Annotated in this window: 10 protein-coding genes and 2 pseudogenes; 1 reads left to right on the top strand and 11 read right to left on the bottom strand. The window is 58.0% G+C overall.

Annotation, left to right across the window (positions count from 1 at the left end; genetic code table 11):
• Positions 1-8: 8 nt before the first annotated feature.
• From ACOYXI_RS02205 to ACOYXI_RS02165, 9 genes and pseudogenes are all read right to left on the bottom strand, one after another.
• A complete protein-coding gene (locus tag ACOYXI_RS02205) occupies positions 9-752 on the bottom strand; it encodes an SDR family oxidoreductase (RefSeq protein WP_134786017.1) in 744 nt (247 codons plus the stop codon).
• Positions 739-1,890, bottom strand: coding sequence for a homoserine O-acetyltransferase MetX (metX, locus tag ACOYXI_RS02200; protein ID WP_081730311.1), 1,152 nt, complete (start codon positions 1,888-1,890; stop codon positions 739-741). The genes ACOYXI_RS02205 and metX overlap by 14 nt, the downstream gene beginning before the upstream one ends.
• Positions 1,891-1,938: 48 nt before the next feature.
• The gene (cysK, locus tag ACOYXI_RS02195) at positions 1,939-2,901 is read right to left on the bottom strand and encodes a cysteine synthase A (protein WP_027614693.1); all 963 of its coding nucleotides are present in this window, start codon (positions 2,899-2,901) and stop codon (positions 1,939-1,941) included.
• Positions 2,888-3,745, bottom strand: coding sequence for a diaminopimelate epimerase (gene dapF / locus ACOYXI_RS02190; RefSeq protein ID WP_167797070.1), 858 nt, complete (start codon positions 3,743-3,745; stop codon positions 2,888-2,890). Before dapF ends, cysK begins: the two co-directional genes overlap by 14 nt.
• Complete coding sequence (locus ACOYXI_RS02185) at positions 3,738-4,577, bottom strand: arginase family protein (RefSeq protein ID WP_461674223.1); 840 nt, start codon at positions 4,575-4,577, stop codon at positions 3,738-3,740. The genes dapF and ACOYXI_RS02185 overlap by 8 nt, the downstream gene beginning before the upstream one ends.
• Positions 4,577-5,356, bottom strand: coding sequence for a YqcI/YcgG family protein (locus ACOYXI_RS02180; RefSeq protein WP_223008061.1), 780 nt, complete (start codon positions 5,354-5,356; stop codon positions 4,577-4,579). The genes ACOYXI_RS02185 and ACOYXI_RS02180 overlap by 1 nt, the downstream gene beginning before the upstream one ends.
• A 209-nt stretch (positions 5,357-5,565) precedes the next feature.
• Positions 5,566-6,759, bottom strand: a pseudogene (locus ACOYXI_RS02175) (pyridoxal phosphate-dependent aminotransferase); the annotation flags it as partial.
• Positions 6,760-6,806: 47 nt separating this feature from the next.
• Positions 6,807-8,018 (bottom strand): MFS transporter, encoded by a 1,212-nt coding sequence (locus ACOYXI_RS02170; RefSeq protein ID WP_115990170.1) that lies wholly within the window; start codon positions 8,016-8,018, stop codon positions 6,807-6,809.
• Complete coding sequence (locus ACOYXI_RS02165; protein ID WP_081730309.1) at positions 8,015-9,556, bottom strand: FAD/NAD(P)-binding protein; 1,542 nt, start codon at positions 9,554-9,556, stop codon at positions 8,015-8,017. Before ACOYXI_RS02165 ends, ACOYXI_RS02170 begins: the two co-directional genes overlap by 4 nt.
• A 188-nt stretch (positions 9,557-9,744) precedes the next feature.
• Here ACOYXI_RS02165 and pdxR point away from each other — a divergent pair, with 188 nt between their 5' ends.
• Positions 9,745-11,190, top strand: coding sequence for a MocR-like pyridoxine biosynthesis transcription factor PdxR (gene pdxR / locus ACOYXI_RS02160; RefSeq protein WP_167734116.1), 1,446 nt, complete (start codon positions 9,745-9,747; stop codon positions 11,188-11,190).
• Positions 11,191-11,317: 127 nt separating this feature from the next.
• Here pdxR and ACOYXI_RS02155 read toward each other — a convergent pair.
• Positions 11,318-12,340: pseudogene (locus tag ACOYXI_RS02155) on the bottom strand (chitinase); the annotation flags it as partial.
• A gap of 40 nt (positions 12,341-12,380) precedes the next feature.
• Complete coding sequence (locus tag ACOYXI_RS02150; RefSeq protein ID WP_461674222.1) at positions 12,381-13,016, bottom strand: lytic polysaccharide monooxygenase auxiliary activity family 9 protein; 636 nt, start codon at positions 13,014-13,016, stop codon at positions 12,381-12,383.
• Between the last annotated feature and the right edge of the window lie 147 nt (positions 13,017-13,163).

Below are 13,163 nucleotides of genomic sequence, written 5' to 3'. Positions count from 1 at the left end.
GCGACGACTCACCAGGGAATCACGCGGTCCTGATGGCGGTAAGTGCCCGTGGGGCCATCGGCACCGATCAATGCCAGAGCGACACTGGTCCGCGCGCCTTCCTGCACATCGAGATCACCGGCGCCGTCATTCATGCCGGTTTTGGTGTAACCGGGGTGCACGGCATTGACCTTGACGGGCGTGTCGCGAAGCTCGTAAGCCAGATGAACCGTCCACGAATTCACCCCGCTTTTACTGGCGCTGTAGCCCGGCAAGGATTTGAACATCGGTGAATAGGCGTAAGAATCGACGTCCGTATGGGTGGTGAGCGATGCCAGCAGACTGGATACGTTGACGATGCGCCCGGCCGCAGACTGGCGAATCAGCGGCAGACAATGCTGGGTCACCGCGACCATGCCGAACAGGTTGGTTTCAAACGTCTGGCGCCACTGTTGAAGTGGTTGTTGCGAAGGGTTCAACCCGTAGGATTCGATACGGATCGCCGCGTTATTGATCAGGATATCCAGTCGACCGAACTTCGCCTCCAGCAATTTGACCGCCGAGGCGATGCTGTCTTCATCCGTGACATCCAGCAGGCACGGGAACGCCTTCAGGCCCATGTCGACCAATTCGTCGGCCGCCTGAGCGACAGCCTGATAATTCCTGCCACTGAGCACCACCGTCACGCCCTCGGCGGCCAGTTGTCGCGCCACCTCGAAACCGATGCCACGGTTGGCACCGGTCACCAATGCAACCTTGTCAAAATCGTTCATCGTGCAACTCCAGACAACGCTCCGCCCTGCCCGCAGGAAGGACGGAACCAATACGATTCATGAAATGTTCCAGCAGCGGCCCGAACGCCCGCAGATCGGTCAGAAAGGCGTCGTGGCCGTCCGGGCAATCGAGCCGGACAAAGGTCACCTCGGCACCATCCTGCTCGAGCCCTTGAGCGATGTGCTGCTGTTGCGCAACAGGAAACAGCGTGTCGCTCTCGACGCCGACCACCAGAACCTGCTCCAGCCCGGCAGTCTGAAAACCGCCCTGCGGCGGCGTCAGACAGGCATAAAGATCAATCGCGCGGCTTAGCTGCAGATAACTGTTGGGGTCGAAATCCCGCGCGAATCGCCAGGCATTGGCCTGCAGATAATCCTCGACTTCAAAGTCGTGGGTCATGCCGGCGGATTTCCCCGCCGCCTGATCGCTGCGGCTGAAACGGCGATTCAATTGCGCGCCGGAGCGATAACTCAACAGGCCGATCTTGCGGGCCAGCGTCATGCCGTGAATCGGGCGCGCATCCGGCGAATACTCGCCACCGGCCCATAGCGGATCACTGCGGATGGCTTCCCGCTGCAATGAACGCAAGGCCGTGGACACGGGAAGCGAACTGGCCGCGCCGCACAGGTTGATGTGATGCCGGACAAACCCCGGATGCCGGGTCAACAGGGCCAGCGCACACATGCCACCCATCGAAGCGCCGATCAGGCAGGTCACTTGCGCCATGCCCAGCGCTTTCACGGCCATGACGATCGTGTCGACGATGTCTTCGATGCTCAGCTCGGGAAAGCGCGACTGGTAAGGCCTGCCACTCGCCCGCTCGGTGGACAGCGGCCCCGTCGAGCCCTTGCAACCCCCCAGATAGTTGAAACAGATCACATACCAGCGGTCTGTATCGATCGGCTTGCCTGAACCGGCAAAGTCCTCCCACCAGCCCGCCTCAGGATCGCGGGCGACACTGCAGACGTGGCTGTTGGCGGACATGCCGGGCAGCACCAGGACGATGTTGTCGCGACGATCATTCAGTTGCCCGAACGTCTCATACGTCAGCCTGAAATCTTCCAGTACACCTCCACGATGCATTGGAAACGGGCGCGCGAACTCGATGTAATCTGCTGCCGGAAGAGTTTCCACCATGATGCTAATCCCTTAGAGCGCCTGCTTCGCCAAGTAACCGGTTGCCTGTTACGGCTCGAGCGACTGCAACCAGTCATCGTCGGAACCTTCGGCGATGCCGTCCATCAGGAACGTCGAGAGATAACGTTCACCGGTATCCGGCAACATGGCCAGCAGCACCGAACCGGCCGCCGCGGTCTCGGCAACCTTCAACGCTGCGGCGACCGAAGCGCCCGAAGAAATGCCGACGAAGATCCCCTCTTCCCTGGCCAGGCGCTGCGAAGTGTCACGTGCTTCGTACTCGTTCACGGTCAGGACTTTGTCGATGACGGTCTTGTCCATGATGGTCGGCGTGAAGTTGGGCGCGAGTCCCTGAATCTGGTGCACGCCCCAGGTGCCGCCCGACAGCAACGCAGCATTTTCCGGTTCTGCGGCAACGATCTGCACCGCAGGTCGCGCGACTCGCAGCATCTGGCCAACGCCGGTCAGTGTGCCGCTGGTGCCGAAACCGGTGACAAAGTAGTCCAGGCGTTTACCGGCAAAATCACCGAGGATTTCGGTGGCGGTGGTTTCGCGGTGATAGGAAGGGTTGGCCGGGTTATCGAATTGTCGCGATCTGAACCAGCCAAACTTCTGCGCCAGTTCATCGGCAATCTGGTTGCCGCCGCTGCTGCCCAGGTGAGCAGGAAACAGCAGAACCTTGCCGCCATAGGCACGAATCAGCTTGCGCCGTTCGATCGAGTAACTGTCGGACATGATCGCCACAAAGTTATAGCCGCGCGCCGCGGCAACCATCGCCAACGCAATGCCGACGTTGCCGGAGGTGCATTCGGCGATCGTATCGCCAGGCTTCAACAGGCCTCTGGCTTCGGCGTCGAGTACCACCGCCAGCGCCAGCCGGTCCTTGACCGAGCCGCCGGGGTTGAACGACTCGACCTTCACATAAATGCTGACGTGTTCCGGGGCGAGCCTTTGCAGCTTGACGATTGGCGTACGGCCGATCGTGTCCAGAATGCTTTCATACAACGGCATGAGCGAGTTCTCCATCAAATACGAATTCAGCAGGGCCGGAGAGGTACATCGCGGACAAGTCACTCTCCCATGTCACTTCAAGGGTTCCGCCGGGCAGTTCGACATCGACCGAGCGGTCGACCCGCCCGGCCCGCGCCAGCACCGCGACCGCCGCGCAGGCACCGCTGCCGCAGGCCAGCGTCTCGCCTGCGCCGAATTCGTAGACCTTGAGTTTTATCCTGTTGCGCGATTGCAGCTGTACAAACCCGACGTTGACATCAGGGGAGAAATACCCGGAGTTTTGCAGGGCGCTGCCGACAGCTGGAATCTCATACTGATCACGTTCGGCTTCGATCACCGCATGCGGGTTGCCCATCGATACCGCCGAACACGCCAGGTGTTGCCCGGCGAGTTCGAGTTGATAAGCCGACTGCGCCTGGTCGAAGCCGAACACCGGGATGGCGGCGGGCGAGAAATTCGGTGCGCCCATGCTGATCTGATAGTTGCCGTCCTCCATGACCCGGACCCGGTGGGTACCGGAGGGACTGTCGAGGGTGAACTCGGACGCCTCCGTCAGGCCTGCCCGAACCAGCCATGCGGCGACACACCGCGCGCCGTTGCCGCATTGCCGGGAGGACTCGCCCTGCGCCGTCCATATATCGAACGAGGCCACGGACGATGGATTGCGCGCCGCCTTGACGCCCAGAACCATATCGGCGCCGATACCTTTATGGCGGTTAGCCAGGTACTTGCACAATTCGCGCGACGGATCCTGCGCATCACGCAGATCGAGAATGATCATGTCATTGCCCGCACCGTGCATCTTGCTGAAACGCAGCCGGGCAGCAGCAGGCGGCTTATGCATGGCACACACTCGCCTCAAGACACGCTTTGGACAGGAGCGGGTCAACGATATCGATGATGCACTGGGTCGCACGCTGTGCCGTCGCCGCATCGCAGGAGGCGTTGAACTCGGCGATTTCCAGGCCGACGATCTGCTCCAGCGGAATTGCTCCCAGGATCGCCGCGAGCTGTTGCGGCAGCAGACCGTCAGGCACTGCGTAGTCGGCGGGAACGTAGCCAGGCTCAAGAGAGTCCCAATCGATGTGCACCCAGACCTTCGATTGGCCGATCGCGCTACGCACCGCTTCGGCGGTTGCCTGCTGCGGAGAAAGCGTGCGCACATTATTGACGCTCAGCAGACGCTGCTCTTGCCCGTCGATGTCACGCGCGCCGACCAGAATGACGTTCTCCGCACGCACGCCGGCGCCACAGCCGCTGTCCCAGAGGCCACATAATGCCGACACCACCATCCCGCCCAGGTAGCCCGTGTCAGTGGTCGTCGGAATATTGAAGTCACCATGGGCATCGACCCACACCAGACAAAGGTCCGGGTAATGTCTGGCAACCGCAGGTACGCTGCCCAGGCTGGCCGGGCAGGTGCCGTTGATGACCACTGTGAGTTGCTGCTCCTCTACCGCACAGGCTACGGCGCGATGCAGCGAATCGATCTGCTCACGTCCTGCCGGCAGACTGACTGTCCAGTCATCGGCCGCAGGCTCGCAGCTGCCGTCACCGACATACAGCGGCGCTACACCGTACTTTGCTTCAAGTGCCGACGCGGCCTTCAACGCGCCGATACGGGTAAATGCCGTGCGGTCTGCCACCCTGCCGTTGGATACAATCAACTTGAACATCAGGCTTCCTCTTTATTTTCATGGCTGGAATGTTTGAACGGGCAAACATCCGTGCGCTCTGCATTTTCTTCAATCAAACCGTATTGCCACCACTCTTTGGCGTCAGAGCCGAAGCCGCCCAATTGCAAGGCGTGGGGTACCGAATCATATTTAAGGATGCGTTTGCGTATATTGGCGCGAACATTACGTCCGCCCACGGTATCGCCGGCAAATACATCGAAGCGTTCACGCGGATTAATGACCAACGCAAATCTCGACCCGAGGTTTCTGCTCTTGCGAAGTTTGTGTGCGGGAGAACTCATATTCACAAACAGTTGCATTCCCGCGAAGCACATCGACCAGAACGGTGACTCCGGGTCGACATCGACGCTGTCCGGCCACGGGCTTTCATCCAGCCAGTGCAGGCTCTGCAGCACGCCCCACCCGGCGGCCTGATACTCCTGCGCGGTACTCGCCGATATCGCATCGGTTGAAAAGAACACGATGAGCGGATAAGCGTCCTCGATTGAACCACTCCATGTTCTGGAAAGCGTTACATACTCTTTTAACCCTTCAGCCAGTTTCGCCAGCCCTTGAGCATCCAAAGTGTCGACAAATACAAACTTGATCGAAGACTTCTTGAATGCATTCTTGGAAAAGATGCAGGGAAAGTCGGACCCTGCCCCAAGTCGCTCTTGCAGTTCATTCAAGGCCTCTTTTTCCCAACCGGCCCCACGATGATTAATCTCATCCTGAGAAAGCATGACCCGATAAGAAACCTGCGCATCAAAGTTCCGCATACTCATTCCTTTATGCTGCACAACTTAGAGAGATGGCCGAGCGTGGCATCCAGCCGTCTGGCACTTTGCGCTGTCACACCTGCCACGAACTTACGTCTGGCATGACAACTTGCTTACTTGATCTGCGTCTGGAATCAGAAGACCGGCCACAGGTCCCGGGCGTTATTCGCCACTCGACGAACGCTCAGGTTGTTGACTGACCTGCTGCTGATGAATCGATGAATCCGCGCCATCGCGTCTTCGATGTCCGGCAATGCCGGCAACGTGACCACGCGGAAATGGTCGGGCGCGGGCCAGTTGAACGCGGTTCCCTGAACCACCAGCAGCCTTTCCGACATCAGCAGTTCGAGGACAAACTTCTCGTCATCCTTGATCGGGCAAATTTTCGGATCGATCCTTGGAAATGCGTACAGCGCGCCCATCGGCTTGACGCAACTGACGCCAGGAATAGCGTTGAGCAGTTCATGCACCCGGTTGCGCTGTTCGAGCAGGCGCCCCTGAGGCAAGACCAGGTCATTGATACTCTGGTAACCCCCCAGCGCGGTCTGGATCGCATGCTGGGCCGGAACGTTGGCGCACAGGCGCATGTTCGCCAGCATGTCGATGCCTTCGATGTAGCCGGCGGCATGCTGCTTCGGCCCGGAAATCACCAGCCAGCCGGAGCGGAACCCGGCCACCCGGTACGACTTGGACAACCCGTTGAAGGTCAGGCACAGCAAGTCCGGCGCCAGCGAGGCGGTGCTGATGTGCACAGCCTCGTCGTAGAGAATCTTGTCGTAGATCTCGTCGGAGAACACCACCAGATTGTGCTGGCGCGCGATCTCCAGCATTCCCAGCAGCACGTCTCGCGGATACACCGCACCGGTGGGATTGTTGGGGTTGATGATCACCAGCGCTCGGGTGTTGGGGGTGATTTTGGCCCGTATGTCATCGAGGTCCGGCCACCAGTCCTGATGCTCGTCGCACCTGTAGTGCACCGCATTGCCCCCGGCAAGACTCACCGCGGCGGTCCACAACGGATAATCCGGAGCAGGCACCAGCACTTCGTCGCGGTTGTTCAGCAGCGCCTGCAGTGACATCACAATGAGCTCGGAGACGCCATTGCCCAGGTAGATATCGTCTACGCCGACGCCCTCGATCTGCTTCTGCTGACAGTACTGCATGACGGCCTTGCGGGCGCTGAACAAGCCTTTGGAGTCACTGTAACCTTGCGCCGTCGGCAAATTACGGATCACATCCTGGAGTATCTCGTCGGGCGCCTCGAAACCGAAGGGCGCGGGATTGCCGATATTCAACTTGAGAATGCGCTGGCCGTCCTCCTCCATCTTTCTGGCCTGCTCCAGTGCCGGGCCACGAATGTCATAACACACACTGTTCAACTTCAGCGATTTCAGATACTGCACGACTACACATCCTTGTTTTTTTTATCAGGGTCGCAGCAACAGCAAACTCAGGTCCGAGAGACTGCCTTCAACTGTTCTTCCGGGGACTTCGACAGTGCCCGCGACATATTCAGGAAAACGAACAACACGACCATCGGAATGGCGATAAACAGTGCCAGGCCACGAACGCCCAGTTCGGAAAAGGAACTGACCAGCAAACCGTAACCGGCCCCCGCCGCCATCTGGAAAAAGAAAAACTGCCCGGAGGAAATACCGATATCGCGACTGACACTCTTCAATAGCCCGGCCTGAGTCGCGGGAATCACCATCCCGACCGACAACAGAATGAACACCATCGGAATCAGCAGCGCCGGCAGCACACTGCCAAACACCGACAGCAGAATGCCCAGCAACATGCACCCGGCCATGCCTACCCTGCTTCCAAGCAGCAGGATCTCGTTCAACGCCCACCTGGCGCTCAATGCTCGCGCCAACGTACTGCCAATCACATAACCGACGGCGCACAGGGAGATCACCGCACCGTAACCCAGGCTGGACATGCCCAGTTCCGTTTGCAACGCATAAGTCGAACAGGACAGGAACACGAAGTAACTCATCCACACCAGACTGATGCCGGCGGCATAAGCCAGATAATCCGCATTTTTGAAGTTGGCGGCATAAACGGCAATGATGCTGCGCCCCGTCGAATCCGATGCCCCCGGAGAGGTGTCGACCTGCCAGAAAAGCACCAATGCCGCAAGATTGAACATCCCCACGCCGCCCATCATCCAGCGCCATCCCAGCGAAGGTAACAACACGCCGCCGAGCAACGGTGCGATACACGGCGTGAGCGCTATCGCTGAGGCAAGGGTGGTGAGAATTCGCAGGCGTTTGCTTTCCGGATAATCGGATTTCACGATCAGCCTGGTGGTTACGGTCCCTACACACCCTCCGAGGGCCTGCATGAAACGCGCAACCGCAAACAGGTAAAAGGAGTCCGAGAACGCTGCAAGCAGGCACCCGGCAGCACAAATCAGCAACCCCGAAATCTGTACGCGACGGGCTCCGATACGATCGGCAAGAATCCCCGCCAAGACCACGGACAACGCATACCCGATCATGTAAACAACAAACGTTTCCTGAATCGCCTCATGGGGGACTCGAAACTCCTCCGCCAGTTTTGCAACGGTGGGCGTCATCAGACCGAGTCCGAGCTGCGGCACGATTACGGCCGACAACAACGCTGCAGGTAACAGGATTCCGGGGCGGCTGGATTTCACGCAGAAAGCTCCTTGAGGTATTGATCAGTCGTCAGCAAATGCGGCAGAACCCGGTCGATCTGACGTGTGATCATGGCCAGTGAACTGGTGTAGTAATGGTTACCGGCAGCCAGTTGGCCCAAGGCATAAATAGCGTCGCTGGCCTTGCCACTGCGGTCGATGACCTTGTGCGAGCCGAATGACACGTGCAGTCCACCAAACGGATGGTGCTGAGCGACGCCATTGTTGACCATCGAAGACACCAGCTCGGTACCGGTCTGCCCGACACCACCGGTTTCAGATCGCGTGGCGTTGATGACCCAGTCGGCATGACAGGCGCCTGCCTGGTAATTCAGGACGAAACCGCCTCCGGGACTCAGTTCCACGCCCTTCAGGCCAGGACGAATCACGAGGTGCCCGGATTCGAGCATGTTGCGCAACTTGTTGGCCGTTGCCGGAGGCATCGGGTTGCACAGGCTCATGAAAATCGAGTGATAGTTGGCCATGTAATAACTGCGATCGCCCGCACTCAGGCTGTCCCAGGCCAGCTCGACGTAGTCGTTGGCAATATCAATCAGGATGGACAGCCACTTTTCGCCGCGGGCCGACGCCTGAAGATGGCGCTCCAGCCGCTCGAACGGCAGTTGACCTGGCGCCAGTTCAGCCTTGAGCTTCTCCAGATCCACGCCTTGGGCTGTCAGTTCGAAGGTGATCAGGCCAAGCCATTTCGACCAGGAGATCATCCCCGCTTCATCACGCAGCTCTTCGATGCGTTCGCGGGTGATGACCTTGTAAGTGAAGTCGTGATGCGGCATGCGCACCGCTGGCAGCAGCGCATTGCGCGACAGCATGACGATCTTGCCGCGGTGTCCCTGGGCATTCAGGGCCAGGACTGCATCGACAGCGGAGAGGCTGGAACCAATGATCGCCACCTGATCGTCGCCGCCAATCGCGGAAAACTTGGTCCACATCGGATACGGATTGCCGATGTAGTTTTGGGAGCAGGCCAACGAGAAGATATCCGCCGGTTCAGCGGTACCGATGCACAGAATCACCCGGTCGAACACTTGTTGCGGCCCGTTTTCGACACCGACGACTGCTTTGTCATCGTGCATTGTCAGGCTGGTGACCTTTTGCCCGATCACCCGAATCGGCCGCTTGAGGTCGCGCGCCAGCGCCACTTGCTCGGCAAAACAATCGGACAGGTACTCACCAAAATAGTGACGGGGCAAGAAATCAAGTTGCGCCAGTGCACTTCCATATTTATGAGTGACCCATCCTACAAAGTGCCGGGGATCGTCACTTTTCACGGACATGAAGCGGGCCTGGCGATTAATCAATCCATAATCACCATCGTTTTGATAAGCGCGACCTGGACCTATTTTCTTGTCAGGCTCATAGAGGGTAATTGCAACATCCATATTTTTCAGCTTAACGTCGCGCTGCAACGCATCAATTACACTAATCGCTGTTGCACCCCCTCCGACTATCGCAATCTTTAGTTGCGGCTCGCGATGATTAGTCTTATTGAGTGTTGACAGTTTTTCAAAAGCAGTCATTGCCGACGATATCCCTATACCAATCCAGTTTCTCTTGACCCCAATGACTCGCGCGCCACCCCTCAACGCGTTAGCTTGAGCGGCGTTGAGCGTATTTGTATGCCGCGCTAAGATGAAGATCCATTAAATGGATTTTGGTGTGTACCACTATGACCAGAGGTAAGCGGCCAGTTGGCCTCGACCTAGTCTTGCCGTTCGAATTGACCGAACATTCGCTGTCCACCAAACATCAGCTTTTGTGCCGTTTCCTTGAACACCTGATCAGCTCCGGTCGGCTCCAATCCGGCGAAGCGCTGCCCTCCACGCGTACGCTTGCGCAAAGATGGGGAGTTTCCCGAGGGACCCTGGAAACTGTTTTCGATCAATTGCGCGAAGAAGGTTTCATCATTCGCAAGCGAGGTGCCGGCTCGGTAGTCTGCGCAACATTGCCGGATAATCTGATCGCCGCCGCCAGAACTAAGGAACTGCAAGTCGAACTTGATACTCACCGGTCATCCGATTCACCTGCTCCCATTACTTATTTACAGCCGTATGTACCGTTTATTGCCAGACTGGCCGATCCGGGATTGCTCGAAGAAAAAGATGTAAAGTCGTTATGCACACCTTCCGCCAAAGACCTCGCCACCGCAGTATCGGCCTCGTCACTCGGCGGTGACGAGAACTTGCGCAAGTCCATTTGCGACCATATCCAGATCTACCGGGGAATTGACTGCTCACCTCAGGACATCGTGATTACCCACGGCATCAGGCACTGTCTCGACCTCATCAGCCGGGTATTGGGAAAAGAGGCCGTCGTTGCCATGGAAGATCCCGGCTATTACTGGGCCCGGCGGATATTCAATTGTTCCGGCAACACAATCATCGATATTCCAGTGGACGATGCAGGTCTGATCGTTGAAGCGTTGTCACCCGCCAGTCCGGTTCAGGCCATTTATGTCACGCCCTCTCACCAGGCTCCTTTGGGTGTCTGCATGAGCATGGCACGCCGCAAGGCTCTGCTGGCCTCGGCGACCGCAGCCAATGCGATCATCATCGAGGACGACTACGACAGCGAATACAACTATGGCAGTGCTCCCCTGCCCGCCATCAAATCAATAGATACAAACGACCGGGTGATTTTCTGCGGCAGCTTCAATAAAACCCTGTTCAGCAACTTTCGTCTGGGCTTCATGGTCATTCCCAAACATTTACAGAAGAAAGTCATCAACCTCATCGAAGACACCGGCCAGACGCCAGGCATACTGGGTCAGCTCGCACTCAACCAGTTTCTCTGCACCGGAAAATATGTACGGCATTTGCGCATCTCGCGACAGACGTATCAACATCGACGCGATTTGCTGATCTCAAAGCTGCGAGAAAACCCTGATCTGCAGATTTCCGGCGAGCAATCCGGATTACATTTTGTGCTCTGGTTACCCACAGACATTGATGAAAGAGAATTCTGCGCACGGGCTGCCCTCTTCAATCTTTGCCTGCAACCGGTATCCGCATTCACCAGCAGTCACGCGGTCAAACCCGGCGTGCTGATTGGCTACGCGGCGCTTACCGATACGCAGATCAATCAGGCGGCTGCCTGCTTGCTGGATCTCGTCCAGTCATTCACTCAATGTATCGAGCGCGTCCCAATCGGATAAGCAACCCGCTCCGCTATGACTCACACCCGAGCATTGTTTGCCTGGCCCACGCAAAAAAGCCCGGCAGCGCTACCGGGCTCTTTAATTGCTGCTAACGGGCGACGCGCGACAACGTGTCATCCGTTTCCTGTGCCGCTGTTTTCGCTCCGTGAATCAGCGGTCCATAACGCCGACTGAATTCCCAGCCATACGGCACGCGATCCTTGCTGACGCCGTTGTCCCAGTTTACCGACCAGGTCATCAGGCCCTTGATCGGCAGCCCTTTGATCGCCAGACGTTTGAGCGCATTGCCGACGGCAGTGCTGTCGATCACGTAACCGGTGGCCGCCGCATCGACGTTGGCCGGCAGGCCGATGACGAATTTGTCCGCCGGGATTTTGGTGAAGCCCCGGGTGCCGGTCACCAGACTTTCGGTCAGGTAATAGAGGAAGTCCTCTTTCAGCGCATCGTTGTTCTGCGCGATCCACGCACCATTGCCATTATTGGCTTCCGGCACCCAGACCCCGTCGCCGCCCTGGTTGTAGAACTGCGGCGCGATGAAGTCGTAATAGCCTTCAAGTGCCTGCAGGTAACCGACGTATTTGCCATTGGTGGTCAGGTACGGAAACTCCGGGGCCATGCTGATGATGAAGTGCTTGCCCTGGCCTGCGTAGTGATCCTTGACCAGTTTCAGCGCGGCCGGCAGCACGGTCTTGTTGGCGGCGAAATCAATCGCGCTCTGTTCAAGATCGATGTCCAGCCCATCGAAGCCGTAGGTTTCCACCAGACGGATAATCTCATTGGCCAGTGGTTGTTCCTGTCCGGCCCGCAACTCGATGTGCGCATCGGCGCCACCCAGGGACAAGAGCACCGCCCGCCCCTGGCTGTTGAGCACGCCGACCTGACGCCGGAACTCGGCATCGGAGACGTTGTACGGCTTGAAGGTTGGAATCCCGCTGCCCTTCATGAACGCCACCGCGACCACGTTGTACTCCTTAGGCACCGCTTCCAGAGCGATTTCGGCGAAGCGGCCCTGACGATAGCCGTCACTTGGACCCGCCGGCCAGTTGTGCCAGAAGCCCATGAGTATTTTTTTGCCGGCGATGCTCGGCATCAGCGAGGCCGCGTCGGCCGCCTGGTTTTGCACTAGCGTGAAGTCGATATTTGACATGTTCTAATCCTTCAGAACCTGTGAGTTGAGCGTAACGCCGTTATTTGAAGTCGACGTCGAACGCCTGATAGAACGCGTTGCCGGTGTTGGCGACGATCCACATCAGCACGATGACGTGACGGCCCTTTTTGGTGGCCGGCAATTTCACCGAATGATTGACCTTGGCCTTCAATTCCCCCGGATAGCTGTAATACGGCACTTGAGTGTAGAAGTCTTCGGCGAAAGGCTGCGCTTCGAGTTGTGCACGGGAAATACGCTGTTTCGGATCCCAGCCATCCTTGGTGATCAGCCAGCGATAACCACGGGTGGTGTGTGGCGCGGTGTATTCCCACTTCACTTCCAGCGTCTGGCCCGGGGTGACACTGAGCAGTGGCCAGCTGAACGGACGATTGAGCTTTTTGCTCATTTCCTCGTCGGTGAAGTTCACGCAGTCACGGGCATCGGTCTTGCCACCGCTGAGGATGTAACCGTCGGCGGGCGGCGTGACACTGTCACTGTCGCTGCCATAGGGAGCAGGAAAAGGTCCTGCCGTCAGCGCCGGGAAGTTCTTGCCGCCTTCCATTTCGTTGACCTGCCAGGCACCGAGCAATCCTTGCTCGATGGCTACCGCACCGCGGCTGGCTGGAGAGGTGACGCGACCGTGTCGCAGTTGGGTTTGAGCGTGTGGTTGATTCATGTTTTTCACTCCGTTGATTTAAGAACTCTCCTGTCCGAGGAGAGGCCTTCAAGCTAACGGAGGTGGTTTTTTTGTCCATCGGCGGTTTTGTCGCAGTCGATCGGCGTCTCAAGTCAAAAACGCCGAAAACACTGGATGAATATACAG

The sequence above is a fragment of the Pseudomonas sp. G3-19 genome, assembly GCF_054855875.1.
This window is presented reverse-complemented; position numbering and strand designations above follow the sequence as displayed.